This is a genomic window from Bacillus sp. JJ1532 (assembly GCF_036965085.1).
Taxonomy (GTDB): domain Bacteria; phylum Bacillota; class Bacilli; order Bacillales; family Cytobacillaceae; genus Cytobacillus.
In genome coordinates this window covers 90,468-115,890 of the sequence record NZ_JBALOW010000003.1, presented here as the reverse complement: position 1 = coordinate 115,890, position 25,423 = coordinate 90,468, and the positions used below count along the sequence as shown (strand labels likewise).

Here is a 25,423-nt window from a genome sequence, read left to right as displayed (position 1 = left end):
AAAACGGTAGTCATGAAGGGTTGCTTCTTCCGACTTTTAGGTCCCTAGGTAATAATTTATTTTTAAAAAACATATCATTAACAATTAAGGACAGGAGATATCTCCTGTCCCATAGGTATTATTTCTTCTTATCCAAAAACATTCCATCCTCATAACTAGCCATATAAGGATTTTCGTATTTGGTTTGCTGCTGCTTCTTTTGTTTTAAGGATGTAATATCCGTTTTAATTTCATTCAACTTCGCATTTAGCAGGATATTAATCTTCCTATCATATTTAGCAATTTCTGCCCCGATTTGTTTATCTTCATCACTAAACGGAGGCTTCATTTGATCCAATAACGATTGTCTTTCATTTAACAGGTGCTCAAGCTTTTCAATATATTGCTCTCGTTCATCTTTATTCCCACCCGACTCTTGTAAAAAAGAATAAAGACCTAAAGTAGATTCATAAAGCTCTTTAACAATGCTCACTAAATTCTTCCACCTTGTTGATGACTCATCTGTCGGCTTTGCTGAATAATTTCCTTCCACGTATCGCGAAATTCCACAATAAACCCTTCAACTTCATCAAGAATGGCAACATTATTCGTTACATTGGCTTGTACAAGCTGACGGAACATGTAATCATACATTCTCATTAAATCCGCTGACAGGCCAACATCTGTATTTAAGGTAACCATAAGCTCTTGGATAATGCTTTGGGTTTTTTGGATATTTTCATTTTTTAGCTGAATGTTATTCTGCTGAATCCCTTGCTTAGCAAGCTTAATAAATTTCAATGCTCCATTATAAAGCATTAATGTTAATTCTGCGGGTGAGGCTTGGGTTACAGAGTTTTGCTTATACGTTTGATATGGGTTATTAATGGCCATTTACTGCTTCACTCCCATTTTTATTGCTGCATTGCCATCCCTAGCTGCTGCATCATGTACGATGATTGCTGATTCATCTTTTGGATGGCTTGTTCCATGGCATTAAATTGTTTATAGTATCGGTCTTCCAGTTGTTTAAGTCTGCCTTCAAAATCCTTCATTCTCGTATTTAAATCATCTAAATTCTTACCGATCGTAAACTGGCTGTTCGTCTTCAAATCATTCCCAGCAGTTTCCTCAATACTCTGCATAGTCGTTGTTAATGAATCTCTTAATCTCCTAGCAATACCCTTATCTGAATAGTTTTCACTGTCCGCTGCAAACAGATTATAAATACCCTCTGGATCATTATTAATAGCCTCTTTTAACTTGGCCTCGTTAATTTCTAACTTTCCTTTATTCACATTATATAAATTCGTTGTGGTAATGCCAATGGCACTCAATTGCTTATATTGGCTATCTCCCTGAAAATTAACCGATGCGTAAAAGTCACTCCGTAATTTATCCAAACCGCTCGACAACTTTTGATCTCTTCGAAGCAATCCGCTTTTGGCCTTTTCTTCCCACATTTTAATTTCATCTTCACTCATGGAATCCCGCTGTTCTTTTGTAAGCGGGGTAAACTCACGATAATACTCTTCGCCGATTTTTTTATTAACTTTATCAATGGTTTCATTGTACTTGTCAATAAAGCTCTTAATATTTTCAAAAACTTTATCAGTATCTGTCTTTGTTCCAATAGTAATCGGAGAATCAGAAACATCTTTTAAGGTAAAATTAACCCCGTTAACAGTGAACGTGTTGGAATGTCTGCCAGTCTCTAAGCCGTTTAGCGTGAACTTAGCGTCTTCTCCGCCTTTTTCATTGCGTCCATGAAGCTGCAGAATGTTTTTCAAAAATGGATCATTCATAAAACTTATTTCTGCATTACGTGTCGTTATTGTTGTGCCATCCGTTTCATAAACATTAGCATTATAATCGCCTGTTTCCGTACGAGTAACAGTCACCTTATCTGCATATTCATCATAAAAGGCATTGACTCCTAAGCCTGATTTGGAGATTTTGTCTAAAACAGAGTTGATTGAATCTCCTCCATTAATTTTAAAAGACTCAGTCACTTGACCTTTCGAAGTATGAGAAGACATTTTCATTTCGAAAAATTTATAGGAATATTCTGCCTCAATTTTTGAACCCTGTTCAACATCATCTGTAAAAAGTAAATTACCAGTAGCTCCATCTACGGTTAGTTTTCCATCACTACTAGTATACTTCTCACTTGTGGCATCATAAGTAAAATCCCCAGTTACATACGTTTTAGTTTTAGCATTGTCAATCAATGCATTTCCATTTGTATCTTTATTAATTGTTCCGTCAGCATTTTTTTGATACGCTGTCACTTTAATTGAGCTAAGATTTGCAATCCCAGCATTGGACAAGTTAAATTCCTTTTTAGCCGTGCTAACAGAAAATGTGTCCTTTTGTGTATATTTATAAGATAAATCAAAACTTGTTCCCTCTGCTACTTCTTTACCAAAAGTTAACTGACCTGTTTCCGTATTAAGGTATGCTTTTCCCGGAGCAAGGTTTTCCAATTCAGATTTATCTGTTGTAATTGTAAAACTTTCGACAATAGTATCATCTACATTTTTAATATTGATTGTCTGATTAGCTACACTGCTAGCATCAATTGTCCCGCCTGATAACTGGCTAAGTTTTGCTGTCTTACTTGCTTTCGTTACTTTTACATTCTCAGTATAGCCATCGCCAGCAGTAGTCTTCCAATTTGTAATAGCCCCAGCAGCGAATTTATCCTGTAAAGAGTATATGCTAGCCTTAGGATCAATTTTTCCACCAGCTTTAGAAATTGCAACCTCACTTGCATTCGTTGCAGCCGAAGCTAAACGATCCACTTTATTAAAAGTATAGCTAGCATTTCCAGCAGTTGGTTCGGATGATGCTGAGATCTTACTTTCATTAGAGGAAGTTGCGGTTTTTGTTAAAAAGGTAGAAGTCAAACGCATCTTCAACGTTTCTTCCCTTAGCGAAAAGAGAAGTGTGTTCATTTCACGGTAATTGTCCCTTTTCCATTCAAGGGTTTGCTTCTTCTGACCCATTTTGTCATACGGAATTCGTTGTGCCCGAACCATATCCTTTACAATACTATCTATATCCATACCGGTTGCTAATCCGGTGATTCTTAATCCTGCCATTTCCATCCTCCCTTTTCATCTCGGAGACTATCAATTTACACAGTCCATACTCTTATTTATGTTATCGGCCATTGCTGAAAAAATTGAAGTTCGAATCCAAAAGAAAAAGAAGAGTTCCACACCCTTCCCCCTTAAATCTTCGTATCCATTAAAATTCCCGTATATTCCGTAATTCTAGCCATCAAATCAAGAAACTCCTTGGACGGAATCTCTTTAATCACTTCTTTTGTCTTCTGGTCCTGAACCTCGACATAGTATCGATTTGTCTCTTCGTGAAGGTTGAATTTCAGAGAGGTCATATTCGACTCCAATACTTTATTAATGCCTTCAATCTGAGTTTCGACTTTTTCCTTTTCATTCGTTTGTGGATTTAGAACATTCTCTGAGGTGTGTGGTTGTTTAGTGTCTAAATTCTTGTGGCTGACTTCGTTCACTTCGGGCTGTTTCTGGTATTGGGGCATTCCTTGAACACCCGTTTTCACATGCGAGGTAACTTGCATAACCGGCCCTCCTTATTACTTTTTAATTATATCGGTTCAAAATCAACTATTTTTAGAAAAATTAATCATTTTGGCAAATTAATCCTATATTTATTTTTATAATGACAAAAACTGTTTCTTTTAATAGTTATATTTTTGAATCTTGTTTTTAAATCTGCCTTATCCCTCTTAACAATTCATCACATTTATATTCATTCACACAATCCTCCCAGTAGCCAAATTTTAAAATGGCATCGATGTTCATCGCTGGGTTGACAATATTACTGTGCAAGTCCAGAATTTGTCCGCGGCCACTTCCTAATTGAAGCAGCAAAGTTTTTTCATCTTGCTGAGCGATTACGATTCTCGGAATTTGAATATTCCAGTCAAGATTAGCAGTTTCTAGAAGAAAATCCTCCACCTGATCTAATTGTTCACAATACCACCTTTGCATCCATATTGCAGGATTGCTTTGATTAATGACATCTTCTAGTGGGATCGAATACCGTGCTCTTAGTCCGGAATCCGTTTCAAAGACGCGGTCAAATGCAGCTTCTCTCTCAACAATATGCTTCTGAAACTCTTCAAACTTACTATTATTCCTATTGCCCCATAGCTGAACAAATAAAGCCGGGCCACCATTATCATCAAAAATAACCCCCGCTATCAGCTCACTACTTCCCGTACCAAACGCTTTTTTCCGCGAGATAATAAATCGATTATAATCGACAATTTCCTTCATTCCTTGATTTCCCGCTTTCACAGTTGCATCACCAAAACGCTTGTTGAACTCTAGGCTGACTATCTCCATCCATTCACCAAGCTTCTGAAGCGTTTCTTGCATTTGTGTCATTACATGCAAATCTGTTTTATTAATTTCTCCACTTTTCACTAATTTGGTCCTTTCTAAAAAAAGTATGAATGCATGAATAAGGGAATCATCATTGTAGGACAAAAGATAATGATAAATATCATTCCATCTTAAAGATTGAAAGTCTATGTCAAATAGTTGGTTAACTTCCTCGATGTTTTTTGTACAATAACGAAGGAATACATCATTGTATTTATTTTGATCATTCAACTGACTAAGCACTTTTTCATAACGTCCTAATTGACCCGTATGCTCGGTAGATTCCACTTTATTTTCTAAAAAACAAACACTCGTATCTGAATAAAACACCATATCTACACGGCAATTTCGATCGTCATCCAGTGGGTAAAACTTTTGAGTGACAACCCTGAAATGATCGCCTGGAATATGTAATACTTCATTCACAAATCCATCAATTACAGCCTGGTTACTTCCCAAAACACCTGCCAAAACCTCTGTTGTAAAATCTTCAAGTGGAACGTTCATATGAACGTCACTTCTTTCATAAAGGCTTAAAAGCTTTTCAAAAATCGAGCCCATCTCTTTTTCCATTTCACTCATCCTTTAAGTAGATAGATACGTTCATAAAAACCGCATGGCCCTGAACAAACCAATGCCAGAAAAGCATCCAAAGTCATATTGCCACTTTCATCAAAAATCATCTCTTCACTGGCATCTTCAATTAGTAATGAACCACACTTGGGACAAAATTTTTTATCCGCCAAATGGAAAACTCCTTTATCATGTCTGTATGCTTTTCTATCGCTATATCATAAAAAAGTAATGATAAATATAAGGGATATTCTACTAATCTTTTTGTATATATTAACATATTAGGAGTTTCTTCCTAATCATTATATTGCCATTAATGAACAACTGTATTCAATTGCTTCTCTAGATGATAAACTTCATCTTTTAAAGCATTCAATTGCGTATTGAGCTTATGAATTTCAGTTCTACTAAACTTATGTGCAAGGGAGAATTCAGCAATTTCCTTCATCTCATGCAGTTTATTATTTATTTTAGCTAAAATTTTTGAACGCTCTTTACTCCACTCTAGCTGCTGCTCTAGGAACTTCTTTAATTCTTGTTGTTCAATATTCATCTAATATTCCCTCCCCCAAAATGAAAAAGAGCAACCTCCTTGGTTACTCCAATTTCCCTTTATCCTTTTAAATCAATATTCCCACCCAGATGTGGCTGAGCTGAATGCTGGAGTGCTTGCACATCAGCTGTTGCCATCATTTTTGTCAGACCATCCGCCCCCTGTTGAACTTGATCCATTGCTTTTTTCATAACGGACAGGGAAGCTTGTTGTTGAACTTGTCCCTGGCTTAGTGCCATTGAGAGTAATGCGATATCCATGTGGGTACCTCCTTTATGTATGAATGATTAAGAAACGACATAAGGATAGAATACTTGCTCAAGCTCTTTCTTTAGCTTTTTAAATCGTGGCACAACGATGAATTGAATTATCTCCTGTACTTTAGTGTAGTTCTTTTCTTCATACACAGTTACAACTAGGTCTGCAGCCTGGCTAAATCCAGCTTATTGGTTAGAAATACCCATATTATTAATTTCATTAATGATAGGCTCAATTGTTCTGACGATTGTTGAGTATGCTACTAGTGCATCCTCAAACAAAAACACGGTTTGTTCACTTTTCCCTTCACCGAAAAGCTTTTGAATGTGATGGAAAACTTCTAGAATCGTTTCGGAAAGCTCTAGTGATTTTTTCATGACTTCGAAGTATTTTTCCATTATTAGCCTCTACAATATCAGCTTTATTTTAACCCTGTCATCTTATTTGAAAATCTCCGTGAAACAATTTGTGAAACAAGAAAATTCGGGTGGTGACATGCTTGCAAACTATCGAATGTATGCATTTAATACACCGAAAATTTCAACATACAATTTTTTGAATAGATTTTCTATCAACAATATAAAGAACATAATTATTAATATTTTTTGTACATTCAATGTCTGTTGAGAAATTTCTTAAAAGCTTGGTTACTTCTTGATGGGGATGGTTATATTTTTTATTTTCACCCGCAGATATAAATGAGTAAAATAAATTACCCCCTTTAATCTTGGATAATAGCCCCTTATCAGTACCCGTTCTACTTCCATGATGAGAAACTTTTAAAAGCATATTTTCATTGGTATTGCTTATACTTAAATATTTTCCTAAGTATCCATAACCTGTATCACCGGTTAAATAAATTCCTGAATCTCCAATTTCAATATAAATTGAAATGGAACTATCATTAAGGTCAGGGCAGGAAATAGAGTTATTAGTTTTTGAATCTGGATTTGTAACTTTAATATTCATTCCATTATAGGAAAATTCAATTGGTTGATTAATATTAACTTTTAAATTAACCTTTTTTATTGCTTGTTTTAGTTTAAGTACACTTTGAACATCATGTTTATAATCAAAATTCATATACACTGCCTTAATAGTAAATATCCCCGAGTCAATCAGTTCCCAAGACCCACGGATATGATCAATATGCTTATGTGTAATAACCAATCCATCTATGACCATACCAATTCCATGTGCAGCTAATATATTTTTTATTGTTTCATCGATACTCTTTTTTCGGGATGTATAAAAATTTGTATCTATTAAAAATACTTTTTTTGAAGAAGTTATTACTAGCAAACTATCTCCTTGCCCTACATTAAAACCATAAATATAGAGAGCTTCTTCAATTATGCCTTGATCACTTTCTCTTAAACCTTCTATATACTTTTTTATTGGAATAGTTTCTAAGTCATCAACAACATCAGGATATGGAGAATCCGATAAAGCTGCTTCAAAAAAATCATTCTCTTTATCTACTATTATTTTTCCTTTCAAAGCATCTCTAAATGTTTCAATATTACTTTTCACACTATAATATCCACCTTGTTTTACTGAGTTATAGAAAATCCTATTTTCATCCCCAATACCATTAGTAGAATTACCTATTAATGCATAGTACATCTCTTTCGTCAGCAATTCTCCAGAAAAGCGAATCGATCTAAGCAAATGCGGAGAAAACGTATTTGTTTTTATATCAGGTAAAATTGTAGCATTAAAAATATTACGGCTTTTATCCATTAATTCAATTTCATCTATTGAAAAATTGAATTTACTTGCATCATACATTTTAAACATCCCATCCTAATTATAAACATTGAAAGGAGGCACTAGATAACTAGAGCCTCCTTTGAATTTATTTAGGATTAACCTAATAATTGTAATACTGATTGAGGTTTTTGGTTTGCTTGTGCAAGCATTGCTTGAGAAGCTTGTCCAAGGATGTTGGCACGAGTCATTTCCATTACCTCTTTTGCCATATCTACGTCACGAATACGAGATTCAGCTGCTTGAAGGTTCTCAGAAGAGTTGTTTAAGTTAGAGATTGTGTGTTCTAAACGGTTTTGGTATGCACCAAGGTTTGAACGTTGTGCAGATACCTTTTCGATTGCATCGTTAATTGTAGTAATAGCAGCAGCAGCGCTCTTGTGCGAAGAAACATCAAGGGCAGCTTCAACAGTTGTATTATTTGTTCCGTTTGTTACATTGTTTGTACCCGAGAAATTTCCAGTACCTGCTTTCCCAGTAATACCAAGTGCTTCGGATCTCATGTCACCAATTTTAATTGACATGCTTTGCCCTTCATTAGCACCCACTTGGAAAGAAGCTGTAAAGTCTTGTTTACTTCCGCCATCAGTGAAAGAAATATTATTACCGTTAGTTCCAGCTTGTCTAGCTTCAATTACTAAATCAGTTGCAGCAGTTCCTTGCTTTAATGTAACATTATTTAATTTACCTGCTGTTTGTGCAACTAAATCCTTAACTACATCCGCTCCACCTTGAGCATTATGGATGTCAACTCCAATACCAGTTCCTTCGTAATTCCCTTTTGAACCATCGTAGAATTCAATTACTTGACCATCTACAGTAAAACCTTTACCAACTAAACTAGCAGCATCTGTAGCATCGGCAATAGATGCTAAACTAATGTCACTAGTTTTCGCTTTATCACCAGCAGTAATAGTACCTCCTACAGCTGTACCAGCAACACCAGCACCTGCAGCACTAAAGACTGTATCAGCAATTGATCCTGCTGAACCATCAGCAGCACTTCCAGCTTTTGCAGAAATTGTTAAATTTGCGCCAGCATTTGTTGCTTCATACTCTCCATCGATTCCTGCCTTGCCAAAAGCTTGATTTAAAATGTTTTTCAAAGCAGTGGCACTTCCTGCAGCATCCGTAACATCTGCGGTACCTAGAGTAATTGTTAATCCATCGTTAGATACAGTACTTGTATTATTATTATTTTGTTGATCAACCGTTACTGTAAATGTTTTTCCTCCTACTGTAAACGTAGCAGTTGTACCATCAGCAGCACCCTGAGTTAAATCAGCAATTGCATCTGTTGTTTTTGCTTGTGTAAGAGCCGCAGCAGTACCATTTTGTAATTTCCCAGCTGTAATAAGGTCTGTAGAGGTTACTGTAGCTGAACCGTCTCCACCTTTTAATAACTTCTGTGTATTGAACTCAGTTGTATTACCGATACGATTGATTTCTGAAGATAATTCATTGATTTCTTTTTGGATTTCGTTACGGTCAACGGCTACGTTTGTATCGTTCGCTGCTTGTGTAGCAAGCTCACGCATACGTTGTAGGATGTTATGAGTCTCTTGAAGTGCACCCTCAGCAGTTTGAATCATGGAAATACCATCTTGAGAGTTACGGCTAGCTTGGTCTAAACCACGAACTTGTGCACGCATTTTTTCAGAGATTGCTAGACCTGCAGCATCGTCACCTGCGCGGTTAATACGAAGACCAGAAGATAGTTTTTCCATAGCTTTTGCGCCTGCATTATTGTTGATACCCATCTGACGATAGTTATTCAACGCAGAAATATTAGTGTTGATAATCATTTGTATTTCCTCCTTGAAATGTTTGTCCCACATCCATGTGGTTTTTTTGTAGCAAATTAAGAGACTAGCGGCCGTCCAGCCTCTTATTTTGCTTTACGATGATTATATCGGCCTATTTTGTCGAGTTTTAATAGATTTTTGTATTTTTTATTTGTTTTGTGAAATTTTCCAGGATAGAGATGGATGTTTGGGCTGCTTTTTGGTTTTCTTGCTGGATGGCTAGGTAAACTTCTTTACGGTGAATCTCAATATTTTTTGGGGCATCGATGCCGATTTTGATTTGTTCGCCCTCAATGGCTAGGATTTTGATTTCGATGTCTTCGCCGATTCGGATTGCTTCGTTTAGTTTTCTTGTTAAAACAAGCATATTACCGCTCCTCTCCTACAGAGGATTTTTGTTTGAAAATTAAATGCCTTGTAAGGTATTCAACGTCATTCAGAACAATTTGTTTTCCTAGTTTTTCTTTAGTATTAATAATGATAGGACCTTTTAAATTTATCGTTGTTTCTTCGAAGGGCTCCTTTACTGTCAAGATGCCAAAGGTCGCCACAGTTTCTTTTCTTTCAATTTTCAACTGCTCAATCACTGCATCTTGAATAGCTACTTTATATTCTGGAAAAAAGCTAAAGGGATCCGTTACAAGAAAGGCTAGAGCAGGTGTTGATAAGGATTGTAAAACGATAAATGGGGTATCTTCCCCCAATTCTAAAAGCGTAAATCTCTTCTCTTCCTCAAAACTAGGAATCCCATTCTCAAAATGAATAATATTTTCCTGTTCAATTTCTATTTCACCATGATACTTAGTTTGGATTAACATGGTTTCACCCCTTAGAACTTATTTTTGAAGATCTACATTTAAGCCCGGTACCGAAAATGAAATGGACGACTTTTGTTTTAGATAAATATTAGTCTTACCAGGATTAACGTTAATTACTGGTTGATTTGGCTTTATTTTAATTATCGGCTTCTGCTGTTTCACATCCATCTGAAATTTGCCTGATGAGTAATGGATTCTTACCTTGGATGCAGATGATGGCATAAAGCCTATGTTAAATTCCCTTATTGGATCTTCACTATTTGTCTTTGCGATTTGCGGAATGACAAGACCACCTTGTTCAATTTTCATCATTTGGTCACCTTGCTGGGCAATCGTTGCAGTTGCTTTAAGGGCTTGCTGCTTCCCCTTTTCTGCCCATTCCCGTATATGTCTGCTTATTGGCTTCAGCCCCGCATCGGCAAATGCCTCTGATTGATCAATTTGAATAGTCGTGTCTCTTTGTTGATAATCAATTTGGGCATGTGGCTGTCTCATGGTCATATCTGCCATCGGCTGCCGCATTTGGATGGTAGTTGGTGTCTTCTGAATTCCAAGCTTAGCACTTGTAGCATGAATTTGGATGCTAGGAAGCCTCATAAATGGTCACCTCACTTCGGAAATGGAAAAAGAGCTATCTTCCGAAAAAGATAGCCGCATAGAATGATTATCGTAAAAAGTCCATTAGCGTAGGCTGAATAATTCTTGCCCCTACAGCCAGAGCTGATCGATGGATCATCTCTTGAATTTTGAGATCTGTTACTGCTTTTTCAAAATCAATATCTTCGTTTTCAGACATCGTTTTCCTCGCAATTAAATCCTGTTGACCAAGTCTCTCCTCAATTAACTCTACCCGGTTAAACCTAGCTCCAAGATCTGATCTTTCAGCCGTCACATTATCAAAATGCTTTTCAAATTTACTAAGGAACGCATTAATATCAGTAGCTTTTTGATTAGGTTCCTTCAAAGCCTTAATTAGGTCAGCTGTGTCCTTAAACATTTCTGCTGAAAAAACATTCTGTGGGCGAATGTTCACATTAATATTGATCCCTTTCATGACTTCGATTTCTAGGTCTTGTTGATTGGTGGAAATAGCATTTTTGTTAGAAATGACGATGTCCCCACTTGTTATAGAAACTACTTTTGTAGGATCACTTGAATCTTTATTATAAGAAACTGATTCTTCCTCTTTCGTTGAAGTGACCCCAGCTTTGGTTGACTCAGTTAACTTATGTGTTAGCGTAATTTCCTCATTGCCGTTTTTAAACACATAGGTGCGAGTCGTTTCTTCAGTTGTAACTCCATCTCCATCAGTAGTTGGCCCATTGATTATTGGAGCTGGTGCATTATCAAAAGTAAATTGCTTTCCCTGATAATTCACAACTAAATCCTTCTGTGCCTGGGCATCCATCCCATTTAAATCAGCGATATTGAACCCTATATTGCTTATATCTACAGGCTTGCTGTTCGTATTCGTACCATTAAAAATATACTTGTTGTTTATTTTTGTATTGGCAAGGGACTGCAGGTGGCTTTGTAATTCACTAATTTCCTTTGCAATCCCATTTCGTTGATCGGGTGTGTACGTTTCATTGGAAGCTTGGACAATAAGCTCCTTAATTCTGTGTAAAACTTGAGTCGTATCGCTAAGTGTGGCATCCGCATTATCCATCCAGCTATGTACTTCACTTAGATTTCTTTCAAACTGTTCAACTTCTACAACTTGAGAACGATAGGACATCCCTTTAATCGCGATAACTGGATCTTGGGATGGGCGAGTAATTTTCTTCTGAGCATTAATTTGGTCGAGAAGATCACCATATCGTTCATAGTTATTGCTAATATAATTTAGGTTATTACGCATTAGCATATTTTGTGTTATCCGCATTATTTAATCACCAGCCTATCTGCCAACTAATCCCATATTATTAATAATTCGATCTAGCATTTCATCCACCATTGTAATATTTCTTGCCGCCGCATTGTAGGCATGTTGAAATCTAACCATGTTAATCATTTCCTCATCAAGTGAAACAGATGAAATAGACTCTCTTCTAGTTAAAACTGAATCAGCAAGAATCATCGTATTCTTGGTCATTTGGTTTGCTTGAGAAGCCTTAACACCCATATCACCAATAATCGATTGATAGAAGCTCATTACGGACGATGAAGAGCCTCCGTAATTTAAGATTTCGTCTTTTACACTCGCTAATGCAGATGCGTTGGACCCGCTACCTGCGAAGGCTTCGTCTTTAGGAGTGATGCCCTCATTATTATTAATTGTTAGTGACCAAGAATCTCCTGCTTGTTGATTCTCCACACTTGAAAGGTCAACTTTCAAACCTCCCGGAAGTTCTGCCACATTGTTTTTGATGACTAATTCAGTATCGGGGCTTACATTTCCAGATGGTTGCTCAGTAATCCTATACTTCCAGTTAGCTCCATCAGAGAAAACTTCCACAGTCATTGCACTGACACCTGTTGTGAAGTCGACATTTCCAAATATTACAGGTTCACCAGTTGTCCCTGCATTATTGGCAGCATTTTTTTGCATAGTCGAGGAAATCATCGTCCCTTCCGCAGCTGCAGCTATATTATCCGTACTCTCAAGAATAGCCTTATCAATTTTTAATCGCTTCGCTGCCCCGGTCGGATCTGCAAGAGTAGGTTTATTAGGAGAACTATCATCAAAGGTGAAGAAGTTCTTCCCGTCCTTTACCCCATTCTCCAATTCTGTCAAACTCCAGCCTGAACGATGGACTTCATTAAACTTTTGTGAAAAAGTGTATGCCATTTCGTCTAGCTTCCGAAGCATGTCGGGATATGTACCATTAACTTTTCCATTTGCATCAGTATAGCCGTAAGATTCAATAAAAGAATTTAAGCTTCCGCTCGAATTATTTTTTAAAGGCTCAAAGCTAGTAAAAGTATAAGATGGATCAATCGCCTTTGATGGATCAGCAGGGTTGACTGCAAAGCCGTCAATGCGTTTACTATTTGGATCAAGCTTTACGAAGTTTAGCCCTTTAACAGGATTTTCAGGATGAGTAGTATCATATTGAACACTGATCCCGATTGCTGTTCCATCTTTATCAATTAGCTTAATGTTCCTTCCATTTGAATCTTTTAGAATTTTTCCATCGTTGTCTGCGAGGTAGATTTCTACCTTCCCATCAGCTATTGGAGAAGCCAATCCACCAGATTTTTGCGGTTCTACTTTAATATTTACATAGGTTGATAAACTATCAATCAACAAATCTCGCTTATCATATAAATCATTAGGCAGATACCCGTGAACTTCAATATCACCAATTTGTTTATTAATATCATTGATTTGGTTAAGAATGGAGTTTACTGCTTTCTGAGTTACATCAATTTCATTTTTGTAATCTTCACGAACAGCGGTAAGGCTAGAGCTTAAATAATTAAATGTATCCACTACCGCAAGACCTCTCTGGCGAACAACTGATCTTGTCCCAGAATCCTGAGGAGTAACAGACAAGTCCTGAAGGGATTTCCAGAATTGATCAAGAGTATTAGCTAAACCGTGCTCAGTTGGCTCGTTCATGATGGTTTCCATCGTACGCAATGACTGGCTTCTAGCACTCCAATAGCCAAGCTTATTGTTTTCACCGCGGTATTGGTCATCTATGAAACTATCCCTCATCCGTTGAATGGACCCTGCCATGACACCTGTTCCCATTTGCCCTGGAATTTGCGGACGATTCATGGAAGGGTTTGGGAAAGGATTTGTCTGTTCAAAGTTGACCCTTTGTCTTGAATATCCAGGAGTATTAGCATTTGATATATTATGTCCAGTTACGTACAAAGCTGCCTGCTGAGCGGACATCCCTCTTTTGGCAACTTCTAATCCGTGAAATGTAGAAATCATTATATTCTTCCCCCATTACGCCTTTGAATCAAAAATAGAACGATTGTTTTCTTCCATATCATGCCCCTGATTTGGACGATCGTAGTTATAGGAGTCAATCTCTGGTGACAGCATATCGATTGATATGTTGACAAATTGTAGCGATTGCTCTATTAATTGCTGATTTAGCTCATTTTGCTCCTTTAGCATGCTGATTTGTTCTTCTAAGGCAGTTTTGATGCCCAATAATTTTTGTTTTTCCTCTTCAGTAGCTGCATTTATACATTCAGTCAATGTGATATTCCGATCTGTAGACTGATCCGCTTTTAAAAATAGCTTTGTTTCATTTAGTAAATTGCTTTCTACCTTTTGAAGAGCTTGGAGAAAGAGTTTCTCTTCTGTAATTGTTGATTGTAGGGCAGAGAGATCACCTTTTTTGATAATTTCTGTTTTTTGAATGGCTGCTGTTGTCAGTTTCTCGTACGTTTTTAACAGCATTTCGAGTGTTTTTATAAGATTGAAAGCAGACAAAGGTTAAATCCCCCTTTTCCCTGTTATTACAGATTCCAGAAATCATACATTTTTTTAGCAATTTCTCGCGGTTTTATTTCATATTCTCCCGATTGGACCTTTTCCTTCAATTTCTCCACTTTTTCTTGTCGTTCGATTTCAAGTGGACTTCCCTTTAGAAGCTCCAATGCCTCGGAGGAAATTTCAATTTTGTCCCGCTTTGATACATTTTGCGCCTTATCCATTTTTTCTAGCTGCTTATTATATGGGTTAACGTTCACACGTCCGATATTGTTGATTTTCATTTGGTTCACCCCTTTAAAATGATTATATAAAGTTCGATTATTTTTATAAGTTTCCATCCCTATTGGTTATTCTTTTTCTTATATCGGTAAAAATTCGAGAAGTTGAAGAAAAAAGTTGATTTTGTAAAAATGGTGTTACTTTGCAGTCAAAAAAACTACTAGAAACGAGCTCTAGTAGTTGGATTATGTGTAAATATTAATGAGCAGGCCTTTGATTTCGCCTACCATATTTAGAATATCAAGGCCCTTTTTTTCTTTATCTAATACTGTATTCGTCAAATCAATAAGCTTTTTATCTACTTCTTTGACGATTTTATAGATTTTGGTTCGACCACGGCGATTGAAGCCTCGCTGTTCTTCCAATTGAAGGCCATTTTGAACAGCCTCTTCTAGAAAGCTTTTTACTAATTTCTTATATTTTCTAAGTTCATCAACTGTCCGCTTTTCGGATAATGTTTTTCCTTGATCTTCGATGTCTTGAACCATTTTATTAAACTTATCATACAAAACCTGCTGGCGATTCTTAGAAATTACTTCTTGAAAGGAAATACTTTCAGTCGGTAAGTTTTGTTTGGTTTGTATTTTATCAAGTCCTGCTTTTCCGATCTTTTGAACATCCATGTGACAACCACCTTAAAATCGAAGTGTGACTTTATTTTAGCATAAATTAGTGTAAAAAGAGAGAGGTGCTGTGGTGTGCACCTCTCGGAAAAATTAGCCTTGTAGTAATTGCAGAACGCCTTGCGGCAATTGGTTTGCTTGAGCAAGCATCGCTTGAGCAGACTGATTAAGGATGTTGTTTTTCGTAAATGCAGTCATTTCAAGAGCCATATCGGCGTCCCTAATACGTGATTCAGATGATGATAGGTTTTCATGAGTCACTTTTAGGTTATTGATCGTGTGCTCTAGGCGGTTTTGAAGTGCTCCTAGGGAAGCTCTTTCACCATTGATTCTTTCAATGGCAGTATCAAATACTTTAATAGCTGCTGAAGCTTTTTCATGTGAGCTTACATCAATTGAGTATTCAACGAACCCTTCACTTAAACCATTTGAAACATTTTTGATTACGTTAAATGCTGCACCTTCAATCAGGTCTCCATTCATGTCTACAATTTTAGTTCTTGGGTCTGTAGTAGAGATTCCAATTTTGGGTGAACGAATATCGTTTAACTCAACTGTAAGGATTTGGTGTTGGTTTGGTCCTATTTGGAGATTAGACTTAAACACATCACCATCACCTGTATTTGACAACATAATATCAGGTAAAACTGATGACTCATGACCAGATCTTTGTTTTAACACAATCTCATTACCTGTGCCTTGAACAAAATATTTTTGTCCTAGTTCTGGATTTCTTTCAATTGCTTTTCGGAGGTTTTCCGCTTGTACAGTTAAACTGTCACTATGACGCATTGCCTTTCCTGTGTTTACATCGTCATTAAATTGAGTGGAATCATTTACAACCTTGATTTCTACCCCATCAATTGTGAAAGATTGACCTACAATTGAACGTTCTATATTAAATTTGAATTCGCCTGGAATTGCTGCAGTTAGGTGAGTTTCTGGTTTTGTGATGGCCGTAGCTGTACTCCCGGCAGCTTGTTCTTCCAAAATAATTTTTGTACCTGATTTACTAGCATTATAGCCATTTGGACTAGTGGTCACTAAGGCAGATGCTTTAATAGCTTCTAATAGACTATTAGCTTGGTCACTTGCATTACCTTCAACACTAAATTCTCCTGTGCCTGGTGTTTTACCACGGACTCCAGTGAAAGTCTCATTACCAATCTTAATAGTTTCATTTTCTCTAAATCCATTTGTGATATCTAATTCATACTTAGCTGGATCTGAACCACCCGCTGGATTTAAAACATTAAAATGTACTGTTCCTTGCGCATTACCAACCGTTCCAATAACAGGTGCAGCTTTAGATCCCTTTGTATCTGTAAGAGTTAACTTATTATCAACTACTTGGACAGTATAATCATTTTTTAAAGTTGAATGATTTTCAATAGCTTCTTTAATGTGACTAGCTTGTTCATCAATAGTACTGCCAATATTAATTTCATTGGCTCCTGCACCAGATTCAACAAATGTAAAAGTTTGATTATCTATAACAATCTGCTCTCCAGCTACAAACGACTTTGAAACTTCTAATGAGTATTTATCTGATCCAAGGTCTGTTAGTTTGTATGCTCCTTCAGTGATCGATACTCCGTACTTTTCTACACTTGGTGCAATTCTCGTAGCTCCACCATTCAATAATTTCTTAGTATTAAACTCCGTTGCATTACCAATCCGGTTAATCTCAGAAGTCAACTGATCAATTTCCTTCTGAATTTCCTTACGATCACCTTCTGTGTTTGTATCGTTTGCCGCTTGTACAGCTAGCTCACGCATACGGTGCAACATGCTATGTACTTCTGTTAGTGCTCCTTCAGCTGTTTGGATTAGGGAAATTCCGTCTAGGGAGTTTCTTTCAGCCATTTGCAGGCCGCGGATTTGGGCGCGCATTTTTTCAGAGATAGCAAGTCCTGCGGCATCGTCAGCTGCACGGTTGATACGTAAACCCGATGATAGTCTTTCTAGGTTTTTGGAAGTGTTGAATTGGTTAGATGATAGGTTTCTGTAAGCATTTAATGCTTGAATATTATTATTAATTCTCATTTCATTTGATCTCCTTTATTTTGAGCTATTCTACTGTAAGGATATGTTTTTCGTAGGCATTTGCTTTTTGTCGTAAAGCATTGGACTGTTTTTTTTGTTTTGTTTTAAGAGCCTGATTCCACGATGTACTTATTTCGCTTAGAATGTTTATTACTTCTTCTATTAACTTAGTATCTTTATTTATATTTGCTTCAATTAGCTTCTCTGACATGTAGTCATAGAGGGCGTCTAATTGATCTGCAATAATTCCAGCTTCATAGTTTATTCCCGCATCTAGTCGGTATAGGATGTCATTTGCTTTTGTTAAAAGTTGATTAGATTTGAAATAATCCTTTTGATTTATGGCTTCCACTGCTTCTTCTAGAGTGGTCATACAAACTTCATATAGTAATGAAGTGATTTCTTGAGGTGATTTTTTATAAATCATTTCTTCTGTTAAGAAGTCGGTCACTACTGTGCACCTCCAAATTGGTTATCTGTCTCTTTTATCGACATTTTTCTCAAGTGTTTAATAGTTTTTTTCCATTTCCTCAATTAGAACTAAAATCTCCGCCATAACAGCATAAAGCTGCGGGGGAATATTATCCCCCAGGTCCATGTCCAGCAGGTTGGATACTAATGAAGAATCCTCCTGCATATGAATATTATTCTTTTTGGCTAGTTCGATAATTTGTTGGGCAACCTGTCCTTTTCCATGGGCGACAACGACAGGAGCCTTCCCGTTTTCTTCATCGTACTTAATAACAGCAGCGGAAGGACCGTTGATTTCTTTGCGTTTCTTTTGGTTGTAAAAATTTGAAACTCTCATATTTTGAAGTCCATTCCCTTCTCGGTAAAGACTGGTCTTGTTGGTTTAGCTTGAGCATCTGGTTCGTTTTGAGAATTAGATTCTTTTTGGATAGGGGTCATTCTTGTAAAGCTTAAGCTGCTGACGTTATATCCTACCTCTTGAAGCTTATCTTTTGTAAAAGCTGCTAATGGCTCCATTTTCTCTTTAAAGCCCGGCAGATCATTTTTGATTGTTATGGATAAATTTTTATCCGTTGAATTTAATAGAATGCCAACATCTCCGAGCTTTTTCGTTTCGAGTAGAAAATATAGATTACAGTTCTGCCAATCTACCTGCTGACCTTCATTTTTGGAATTGACAAATACCTGCAGGTTTTCTGGTTTGCCACCTAACAATAGTGGGAGATTGAAAAACATACTTTGCAGCGTCCCTGTTGCATCGGACTTGCTCAGTAGCTGTTGGCCTGTAAGATTCGTTAGAGCCTGTTCAGCCTGTTGGGCAATTTTTGTATTGGTTTCTTCCCCTTGTGCTAGCTTCATCAGGACAGCTTTTAAGTTTTGCTGCTGTTGCTGGTTTTCTTGAGATTGATCGCCTTTTTGGAACACTAGGGATTGTGCGACATCACTGTCATGATTCAATCCTAGAGAACGGACCATTTCAAACATTTGTCGTGGGGATGCCTCCTGTCCAGTATATCCGCGAGTCGTTTCCCCAAATTGCGTCAGCATTTGTTGTCCGGGTGTACGATTTTCCAGAGCCATACTTTCTTTATTGATAAAGTGCATGATTTTTTGTTCTGATGGTTTGAAAATAAGTTTGTCGATTAAATTTTTTACATCGTGAACAATTTTCCCAGCTTGAGCATGATCACCTTTAGCTAACAGTTTTTTCGCTTCAGCTAGCTGAGAGCTTGCCTGCATGAGCTGTTTTTCCGTTTTCATGTCTGTAAAAAGCATCATTTCACTTTTTAAAATCGCGTTATCAAGCTTACTGATGGCCGTTTCCAGCATTTGCTTTGCCTGTGGATAGGCGTTATTTTTGAACGTTTCAACTAAACGATGGACATTATCAAGACTTCTAGATATTTCCCCCTTAAGCTCACGAAAATCATGAGTAGCCTGAGCGAGTTTCTGAGAAACCTTGGTTACTAGAATATCTTTAGATTGAATTTGCATGGATTGCAGCTGTTCATTGAGATCGTATTGAGACAGCCTTTGATCCTGAGTTACCTTTGGTTCCGCTTTAGCCAGCTCTTGCTCGATTTCTGATAGTTCTGTTGTAATTTGTTGTCGGGCTGCAATTTCTCTGCCTCGATCTAGCAGCTGATTGGCATGATTCATAGCCTTTTCAGCACGTTCAATTGTTTTTACATCAATACTTGGGTTACTGGTGATTTCTTTTCTAACCTGCTCAAGTGCACGTTCTAGATTTGGTTCTTTTTGCAGTTGTTTTAAAGCTTGGTTAATAGTATCAGAAGGACGAACTTCTTGAGCTTTTCCTAGTTCTGTCATGTCAGCATTTTTTAAATTATTTATTGGCTGAGTGATCTTAGCAGCCGATTGTTCCTTTTGGTTCATTTCTGAACCATTGTCCGTACCTTTTGATTGCGTCTCCTGTTTTAAAGAGGCTTCCACTTGTTGAAGCATTTTAACAAGGCGCTCACGACCGGCTTGATCCAACTGGTTGGCCTGCTTGGCTAAACGCTCAATGTCTTTTGAAATTTGGGGTTCTATATTTTTATTGTTAGTAATGAGATCCTGAACTTTTTGTAAAACTTTATTCGTATCAGACTCTGTTTTGATCTGTTCACGAACTTGTTGAATGGAGTCTTTTACCTGAGTTTCAGGTTGCTTTGGATTTGGTTCTATTTTCGTTTCTCCATCCTGATTGTTTTGTGATTGCTGTACTTGTTGGCGAGTTTCGATTTGTTTTAATTCAACTTCCGTTTTGGATAAAGCTTGGTTGAGACTATCTCGACCTACTGATTCTTTGCCTATTTGTTGTAACTGACTAGCTTCTTTTAAAGCTTTTTCTACTTTTTGTGCAACTTCACGATCCATTTTCGGATGGTTGACGACTTGGTTTCGGACTTTTTCTATAGCATGTTGGAGGTTTAGATTCCTTTGAACCTCCGCTTTTACTTCCTTCACGATTTCACTTGGACGCTGTTCTGATGTGCTTCGATCTTGTTGTGATACTTGAGTAGGCTGGCGGGATTCCATTTGTTTTAATTCGACTTCTGCCTTAGCTAATGCTTGTTGAAGACGATCTCTGCCTACTGATTCTCTTCCGATTTGTTGTTGCTGGTTCGCTTCTTTTAAAGATTGTTCCACTTTTCGCGCAACTTCACGATCCATTTTTGGTTGGTTGACGACTTTATCGCGGACTTTTTCTATAGCCTGTTGAAGGTTCGGATTCCTTTGAACCTCCGCTTTTACTTCCTTCACGATTTCACTTGGCCGCTGTGCAGTAGTGCTTCGATCTGTTTGTGGTACCTGAGTCGGCTGAGCAGGTTGACGGGACTCTATCTGCTTTAGTTCCACTTCAGCTTTTGTTAAAGCTTGCTGGAGACGGTCTCGACCTACTGACTCTCTCCCTACTTGCTGAAGCTGAACCGCTTCTTTTAATGCTTGTTCTACTTTTTGTGCAACTTCACGATCTACCTTTGGATGGTTAACAACTAGATCGCGCACTTTTTCAATCGTTTGTTGGAAGTTTGGATTCCGTTGTACTTCCGCTTTTACTTCCTTCACGATCTCACTTGGACGAACATCAAGATTTGCTTGGTTAGCAGCCTTTCCACCTGTTTTTTCAACCGATTCTCCAATTTCAGCTAGTACTCTACTCAAAACTTCTCTTCCAGTAGTCATTCTCCCCTGTTTTGCTAGGGCCATAGCTTCATTTGCAGCCTTATTTGCTTTATCTGCTAACTCTTTGGGGAAACGTGGATTTTCTGCAATTAATTCTTTCACTTGATGAATAGACCGTGGAAGATTTGGGCTTTTAGAAACCTCATTTTGCAATTCTTTTACCACGCTAGCTAAATTCGATTCCTTATTGGGAAGTGTGTCCGTTCTTTTCTGTTGAATCGCCGCATTCACTTCCTTGACGGATTGCTGTTCACTCTTCAACAACTGCTCTTCCGCACCTTTTAACGCCTGAAGTAGCCGCTCCTTCCCAATCGTCTGCAATTTTTCAGCCTCTGACACCGCTTTTTCAACTTTTTGCACAAGGTCACGGTCGATATTGGGATTTTTTATGATGACTTCTTTAATCTGCTGTATGGCCTTCTTTAAATTGGGCTCCCGCTCCACCATTTCACGGCTTTTCCGGACGAGCTCGCTTAGTTGATTGGATGGAACTGGAGGTTTGGATTGTATATGTTCGGCCTGTTGAATTGGAGCCGGCTTGGCTGTTTCAACAGGATTCGATGGTATATTTGTTTTTTGAATAAGCTGTTGCGGTATCTTCGGATCTTTACTTTCAAGTTTAAACTCCGGGTCAATTTCTTTTGCAATATCCGTCAGCACCTCATTTAATGGCTTTCCGTGTAAAGCCTCATGTACAGCACGAAGCTGCGGCTGTGTCGGTTCAAGTCTTTTGTTGGCAAGTGCCTTAACAGTTTCAATTTTTGTTTCTGCTGTTCCTTTTGCTTTATCCATGAATTCTTTTAAATCTTGTACGGTTTCCTTTGATAGTGGAGAACCCTTGTCTAATAAAATTTGAACAGCTTGCTTTAAGCCGGTACTTTCTTTTCCGGATAGCCCTAAGCTTTTTAGAACGTTCTCTTCATTGATCACCCGAGCGCTTGAAGCTGATTTGACGCCTTCCGTGTCTATCGTCTTCACATGAATCATTTGATCATTTTTTTCACTTACTTGGATCGTTACCCGATTTCCCGAAGCAGGAACACCATCTTCAAAACGGGCAAGCTGTTCCCTGCCTCTAATTTGTAAAATGGCCTCATTATCAGAAACTCTCTCTTTAATCGTGGCCCGATAGACAGCTCCTTCCTTTACCTCTGCAGGACTCTCTAAAATGGCTGAAGGATTAAGCGATGGCTGGCTGTTGATTTGCATATGTTCCACTCCCGTACACTGCGTTCTGCACTTAATATCGGTTTAATCTAGATAATATTAAATAATGTGTAGTTGGATTTTATTAGGGGAAGGGCTTTTGCCAACAAAAAAAAGGATATCCCTAAAGATATCCTCATCCCTTAACTCTTCCGAAACTTCTCATCCACCGCAAAGTAAGTCGCATGCTTCTCTCTTCGTTCTATATCCTTCCTGCGTTCTTCTTCTGTTGTATGTACTTGTAAATCCTTCCTCAGCTCTTCTGTACACTTATCACAGATTTTCCCTGTCCGAATAATTGCCCCGCATTTGTCACAAGGGTATCCTAGATTCGGAAACTGAGTCAGCTGAAGTCTACCGGCTTTGATAAATTTTAAAATCAATTCTTCCTCGACTCCTGTTGCTTCGACAACCTGGTTCATCGTGGCTGCGCGGTTTTCCCGTTTGCGCATGAATTGGTAGACGGTTTCATAGGCTTTTTCTTCTTCTTTCCAGCATTTTTCGCAAACATCGCGGAATTTATTTTTCACAAAAATACTATCGCATTTTGGGCAATTCATAAGCTCTGCCATTCTTTCTCCCCCTCAAGTTGAACATGTCTCTATATTTTCTCCATTATAGCCAAAGTTCTCCATTTAAGAAATGACGGATTCGCGAATTTTCGTTAGCCGCGTGCAAAAGTAAGGGAGCATACCGAATGGGCACCCGCTTCCTTAAAACATTTGGCTGCATGACGAAGAGTGGAACCTGTTGTATAAATATCGTCAATTAAAAGAATTTTTTGATTCGGAATGGGTTCCTTTATTTGAAAGACTTGCTCTAGATGGATTCGTTCGGAGCGGGATTTCTTCGATTGTTTTTCGGTGTGGATTCGGGTAAAAAGGTTACTTGGCTCAAAGCCACAAGCCCGAATTAATGCCTCAGACTGGTTAAAGCCGCGTTCATAAAGGCGCTCGGCACTTAAAGGAATCGTGACTATCTTGTCAAAGGAGATTACAGCAAGCTTTTTTTTCATAAAAGATGCAAGGACATGCGTGAGCACATAGTCACCCCGGTATTTATATTGGGCCATGACCTCTTTGGCAAAGTCATTGTACATCACGATAGAGAAGTTTTTCTCCAAAGTCCCTGCCCATTGCAAATCTTCCTCCCAACGAACACAATCCAGACATTGGTCATGAAGCTTAAATTGTGGTTCTATTTGCTCTAACGGACGATCACAGGTCCGGCATGTTTCACCAACAATAATGGAAAACTTTTCGAGGCAAGACCAACACACTGTCACCTCTTCCTCTTTGGAAAATAAAGCGGTCCAGCCTATTTGAGGGATTATTTCTGCAAAACAAACAAGACAATGTTTAATAATCGATCAATCCTTTCTTTTTTGCTTCAACATTCATATTTTGGATTTGTTTTTTCGCACGGATCATGGCTTCGGTTTTTCCGTAATGAAAAAATACAATATCACCGCCGGGAGCAAGCGAGCTTCTTCCAACACGCCCAGCAATTTGGACAAGAGCACTTTCGGTAAAAATCCGGTCTTCTGCACCCAAGACAGCGACATCAATATTCGGAAAGGTTACACCCCTCTCTAAAATAGTCGTTGTGAGCAGAAGCGGAATTTCCTTATTTCTCATCGCTTGAACCTTTTCTTTACGCTTAGGATCCTCGGCATGGACCGCTTCAATTTTCGGATTGAAATTCCTTACGAGAGGAAGGATTTTTCCCATCTTATCGATCTTAGGGACAAATAAAAGACATTGCTCGTTGGAATCTAGCCGGTTTTTGATCCATTGGATTACGTTTGGCGGGAGCTGCTCTTTTTTGAGCCGCTTTTCCCAGTTGCCGCACCATTGAAAACGCGGTACCGGGAGAGGGTGACGATGAAAACGTGCAGGAATGGTGACAAATTCTCTTTTTCCTTGCCTGCATTCTCTTTGCCATTTTTCATTCGGGGTGGCAGTCAAGTAGATCATTGAAGATGTTGGTTTGCGCGATTGGCGGACAGCATATTGGAGTGATTCTTCGACTGAATAGGGAAAGGCATCGACTTCATCAAGGATGACGGTATCGAAGGCATGGTAGAAACGAAAAAGCTGGTGGGTAGTGGCTATGGTGAGCGGCGCATTGAGATGGCGGTCCTCGCTCCCGCCGTAAAGGGAGGCGACAGTGATATTCGGAAACACTTTTTTCAGACGCGGAGTGAGCTCGAGGACCACATCTGTTCGAGGGGTTGCTAGGCACACTCTTTTTTCATCTGTGAGAGCTACATTTATTCCTTCGAAAAGCACCTCGGTTTTCCCCGCTCCGCATACGGCCCATACGAGTAGCTCTTTGTCGCCTTGCACTGCTCTCACTACCCGTTTTGACGCAATTTGCTGTCCATCGGATAATGTCCCATCCCAGGAAAGCGGTGGATCAGTACATTTCAACGTAGCTACTGGACCTGTCCAGCTAATCAGCGGCGTGCACGTGCTCACCCTTCCCATCATGATGCATTTTCGGCAATAGAGGCACTCTTCCCCGCATCTTGCACATGGAAATGAAGTGAAAAATTGTTTGTCTTTGTTGCCGCAGCGTTGGCAGAAACTTTTGCGGCCTTCTGTTAAAATTCCCTTTCGATAAATGAGATACCCATTTTCATAGTGTTCCTGGATTTTTTGTATCGGATCGGCTAAATCGTCCAGCAATAACTGCTTTCCGGATAATTGCTGCTGGAGTTCTTGTGAGAATGGGTAGGCTGGATTTAAATCTTGGTGAGGAATGCTTTCAATGGAGGAGATTTGATGAGTTTTTTCAGGGGACATTAGGAGTTTGTCTGGGGTTATTTTGCTATAAGTAAGCGCGAATCGCATGTAAACACCTCTTTTTTTTAATATTGTTTTGGAAAGGGTTTGTCCGAGTAAGGGCAAATTCATTTAGCCTGGCCTCATGTGAGGGATTGATGACCGGTTACAGCATTTTTCCCACAGGACAGGAACCAGATGCGATGACAGATAACCGTGATTCGCTTTCTTT

The 25,423-nt window shown here is 38.3% G+C and carries 25 protein-coding genes and 2 pseudogenes; all 27 read right to left on the bottom strand.

All coding sequences use genetic code 11. The features are described from left to right. Positions 1-118: 118 nt before the first annotated feature. Entirely contained in the window at positions 119-472 is a 354-nt protein-coding gene (locus V7122_RS01935) for a flagellar protein FliT (RefSeq protein WP_335525653.1), read from the bottom strand. Beyond that, on the bottom strand, positions 472-873 hold the full coding sequence (gene fliS / locus V7122_RS01930) for a flagellar export chaperone FliS (protein WP_335525652.1): 402 nt from the start codon (positions 871-873) through the stop codon (positions 472-474). Before fliS (V7122_RS01930) ends, V7122_RS01935 begins: the two co-directional genes overlap by 1 nt. Before the next feature lie 20 nt (positions 874-893). Then, the gene (gene fliD / locus V7122_RS01925; protein WP_335525651.1) at positions 894-3,083 is read right to left on the bottom strand and encodes a flagellar filament capping protein FliD; all 2,190 of its coding nucleotides are present in this window, start codon (positions 3,081-3,083) and stop codon (positions 894-896) included. Positions 3,084-3,214: 131 nt separating this feature from the next. Continuing rightward, a complete protein-coding gene (locus V7122_RS01920) occupies positions 3,215-3,583 on the bottom strand; it encodes a flagellar protein FlaG (protein ID WP_335525650.1) in 369 nt (122 codons plus the stop codon). A 148-nt stretch (positions 3,584-3,731) separates the two neighbouring features. After that, entirely contained in the window at positions 3,732-4,985 is a 1,254-nt protein-coding gene (locus V7122_RS01915) for a PD-(D/E)XK nuclease family protein (protein ID WP_335525649.1), read from the bottom strand. Positions 4,986-4,990: 5 nt separating this feature from the next. Continuing rightward, positions 4,991-5,158 (bottom strand): hypothetical protein, encoded by a 168-nt coding sequence (locus V7122_RS01910; protein ID WP_335525648.1) that lies wholly within the window; start codon positions 5,156-5,158, stop codon positions 4,991-4,993. A gap of 140 nt (positions 5,159-5,298) precedes the next feature. Then, on the bottom strand, positions 5,299-5,538 hold the full coding sequence (locus tag V7122_RS01905) for a hypothetical protein (protein WP_335525647.1): 240 nt from the start codon (positions 5,536-5,538) through the stop codon (positions 5,299-5,301). A gap of 59 nt (positions 5,539-5,597) precedes the next feature. Continuing rightward, entirely contained in the window at positions 5,598-5,798 is a 201-nt protein-coding gene (locus V7122_RS01900) for a YjfB family protein (protein WP_335525646.1), read from the bottom strand. 183 nt (positions 5,799-5,981) lie between these two features. Next, entirely contained in the window at positions 5,982-6,194 is a 213-nt protein-coding gene (locus tag V7122_RS01895; RefSeq protein ID WP_335525645.1) for a hypothetical protein, read from the bottom strand. Positions 6,195-6,336: 142 nt separating this feature from the next. Continuing rightward, complete coding sequence (locus V7122_RS01890) at positions 6,337-7,587, bottom strand: ComEC/Rec2 family competence protein (RefSeq protein WP_335525644.1); 1,251 nt, start codon at positions 7,585-7,587, stop codon at positions 6,337-6,339. Positions 7,588-7,664: 77 nt separating this feature from the next. Next, positions 7,665-7,910, bottom strand: a pseudogene (locus V7122_RS25685) (flagellin); the annotation flags it as partial. 1,107 nt (positions 7,911-9,017) lie between these two features. Further along, a pseudogene (locus V7122_RS25680) lies at positions 9,018-9,326 on the bottom strand (flagellin); the annotation flags it as partial. A gap of 172 nt (positions 9,327-9,498) precedes the next feature. Beyond that, entirely contained in the window at positions 9,499-9,738 is a 240-nt protein-coding gene (gene csrA, locus V7122_RS01880; protein WP_335525643.1) for a carbon storage regulator CsrA, read from the bottom strand. Position 9,739: 1 nt separating this feature from the next. Further along, the gene (gene fliW / locus V7122_RS01875; protein WP_335525642.1) at positions 9,740-10,189 is read right to left on the bottom strand and encodes a flagellar assembly protein FliW; all 450 of its coding nucleotides are present in this window, start codon (positions 10,187-10,189) and stop codon (positions 9,740-9,742) included. A gap of 18 nt (positions 10,190-10,207) precedes the next feature. Further along, positions 10,208-10,786, bottom strand: coding sequence for a DUF6470 family protein (locus V7122_RS01870; RefSeq protein ID WP_335525641.1), 579 nt, complete (start codon positions 10,784-10,786; stop codon positions 10,208-10,210). 67 nt (positions 10,787-10,853) lie between these two features. Continuing rightward, positions 10,854-12,074 (bottom strand): flagellar hook-associated protein FlgL, encoded by a 1,221-nt coding sequence (flgL, locus tag V7122_RS01865; RefSeq protein ID WP_335525640.1) that lies wholly within the window; start codon positions 12,072-12,074, stop codon positions 10,854-10,856. Positions 12,075-12,089: 15 nt separating this feature from the next. After that, the gene (gene flgK / locus V7122_RS01860; RefSeq protein WP_335525639.1) at positions 12,090-14,078 is read right to left on the bottom strand and encodes a flagellar hook-associated protein FlgK; all 1,989 of its coding nucleotides are present in this window, start codon (positions 14,076-14,078) and stop codon (positions 12,090-12,092) included. Between the two features lie 15 nt (positions 14,079-14,093). Next, positions 14,094-14,588 carry a flagellar protein FlgN gene (locus tag V7122_RS01855; protein WP_335525638.1) on the bottom strand — a complete coding sequence of 165 codons (495 nt, stop codon included), beginning with the start codon at positions 14,586-14,588 and terminating at the stop codon, positions 14,094-14,096. Between the two features lie 26 nt (positions 14,589-14,614). Further along, positions 14,615-14,872, bottom strand: coding sequence for a flagellar biosynthesis anti-sigma factor FlgM (gene flgM / locus V7122_RS01850; protein WP_335525637.1), 258 nt, complete (start codon positions 14,870-14,872; stop codon positions 14,615-14,617). Between the two features lie 183 nt (positions 14,873-15,055). After that, entirely contained in the window at positions 15,056-15,493 is a 438-nt protein-coding gene (locus V7122_RS01845) for a YaaR family protein (RefSeq protein WP_335525636.1), read from the bottom strand. 93 nt (positions 15,494-15,586) lie between these two features. Further along, positions 15,587-17,539 (bottom strand): flagellin, encoded by a 1,953-nt coding sequence (locus V7122_RS01840; protein WP_335525635.1) that lies wholly within the window; start codon positions 17,537-17,539, stop codon positions 15,587-15,589. Positions 17,540-17,564: 25 nt separating this feature from the next. Continuing rightward, the gene (gene fliS, locus V7122_RS01835) at positions 17,565-17,990 is read right to left on the bottom strand and encodes a flagellar export chaperone FliS (RefSeq protein ID WP_335525634.1); all 426 of its coding nucleotides are present in this window, start codon (positions 17,988-17,990) and stop codon (positions 17,565-17,567) included. A gap of 57 nt (positions 17,991-18,047) precedes the next feature. After that, complete coding sequence (locus V7122_RS01830) at positions 18,048-18,347, bottom strand: EscU/YscU/HrcU family type III secretion system export apparatus switch protein (RefSeq protein ID WP_335525633.1); 300 nt, start codon at positions 18,345-18,347, stop codon at positions 18,048-18,050. Then, complete coding sequence (locus V7122_RS01825) at positions 18,344-22,408, bottom strand: hypothetical protein (RefSeq protein ID WP_335525632.1); 4,065 nt, start codon at positions 22,406-22,408, stop codon at positions 18,344-18,346. The genes V7122_RS01830 and V7122_RS01825 overlap by 4 nt, the downstream gene beginning before the upstream one ends. A gap of 140 nt (positions 22,409-22,548) precedes the next feature. Further along, the gene (locus tag V7122_RS01820) at positions 22,549-22,977 is read right to left on the bottom strand and encodes a TIGR03826 family flagellar region protein (RefSeq protein WP_335525631.1); all 429 of its coding nucleotides are present in this window, start codon (positions 22,975-22,977) and stop codon (positions 22,549-22,551) included. Positions 22,978-23,069: 92 nt separating this feature from the next. After that, on the bottom strand, positions 23,070-23,690 hold the full coding sequence (locus tag V7122_RS01815) for a ComF family protein (RefSeq protein WP_335525630.1): 621 nt from the start codon (positions 23,688-23,690) through the stop codon (positions 23,070-23,072). Between the two features lie 73 nt (positions 23,691-23,763). After that, complete coding sequence (locus tag V7122_RS01810; protein WP_335525629.1) at positions 23,764-25,260, bottom strand: DEAD/DEAH box helicase; 1,497 nt, start codon at positions 25,258-25,260, stop codon at positions 23,764-23,766. Positions 25,261-25,423 lie beyond the last annotated feature (163 nt).

Bases quoted from the DNA above. Each gene is read 5' to 3' on its own strand.
- V7122_RS01890 (WP_335525644.1), bottom strand. From the start codon at position 7,587: ATGTATGATGCAAGTAAATTCAATTTTTCAATAGATGAAATTGAATTA.
- V7122_RS01870 (WP_335525641.1), bottom strand. From the start codon at position 10,786: ATGAGGCTTCCTAGCATCCAAATTCATGCTACAAGTGCTAAGCTTGGA.
- V7122_RS01915 (WP_335525649.1), bottom strand. From the start codon at position 4,985: ATGGAAAAAGAGATGGGCTCGATTTTTGAAAAGCTTTTAAGCCTTTAT.
- fliW (WP_335525642.1), bottom strand. From the start codon at position 10,189: ATGTTAATCCAAACTAAGTATCATGGTGAAATAGAAATTGAACAGGAA.
- V7122_RS01895 (WP_335525645.1), bottom strand. From the start codon at position 6,194: ATGGAAAAATACTTCGAAGTCATGAAAAAATCACTAGAGCTTTCCGAA.
- flgL (WP_335525640.1), bottom strand. From the start codon at position 12,074: ATGCGGATAACACAAAATATGCTAATGCGTAATAACCTAAATTATATT.
- flgK (WP_335525639.1), bottom strand. From the start codon at position 14,078: ATGATTTCTACATTTCACGGATTAGAAGTTGCCAAAAGAGGGATGTCC.
- V7122_RS01845 (WP_335525636.1), bottom strand. From the start codon at position 15,493: ATGGATGTTCAAAAGATCGGAAAAGCAGGACTTGATAAAATACAAACC.
- fliD (WP_335525651.1), bottom strand. From the start codon at position 3,083: ATGGCAGGATTAAGAATCACCGGATTAGCAACCGGTATGGATATAGAT.
- V7122_RS01830 (WP_335525633.1), bottom strand. From the start codon at position 18,347: ATGAGAGTTTCAAATTTTTACAACCAAAAGAAACGCAAAGAAATCAAC.
- V7122_RS01840 (WP_335525635.1), bottom strand. From the start codon at position 17,539: ATGAGAATTAATAATAATATTCAAGCATTAAATGCTTACAGAAACCTA.
- V7122_RS01825 (WP_335525632.1), bottom strand. From the start codon at position 22,408: ATGCAAATCAACAGCCAGCCATCGCTTAATCCTTCAGCCATTTTAGAG.
- V7122_RS01820 (WP_335525631.1), bottom strand. From the start codon at position 22,977: ATGGCAGAGCTTATGAATTGCCCAAAATGCGATAGTATTTTTGTGAAA.
- V7122_RS01920 (WP_335525650.1), bottom strand. From the start codon at position 3,583: ATGCAAGTTACCTCGCATGTGAAAACGGGTGTTCAAGGAATGCCCCAA.
- V7122_RS01905 (WP_335525647.1), bottom strand. From the start codon at position 5,538: ATGAATATTGAACAACAAGAATTAAAGAAGTTCCTAGAGCAGCAGCTA.
- fliS (WP_335525652.1), bottom strand. From the start codon at position 873: ATGGCCATTAATAACCCATATCAAACGTATAAGCAAAACTCTGTAACC.
- V7122_RS01810 (WP_335525629.1), bottom strand. From the start codon at position 25,260: ATGCGATTCGCGCTTACTTATAGCAAAATAACCCCAGACAAACTCCTA.
- flgM (WP_335525637.1), bottom strand. From the start codon at position 14,872: ATGAAAATCAACAATATCGGACGTGTGAACGTTAACCCATATAATAAG.
- V7122_RS01900 (WP_335525646.1), bottom strand. From the start codon at position 5,798: ATGGATATCGCATTACTCTCAATGGCACTAAGCCAGGGACAAGTTCAA.
- csrA (WP_335525643.1), bottom strand. From the start codon at position 9,738: ATGCTTGTTTTAACAAGAAAACTAAACGAAGCAATCCGAATCGGCGAA.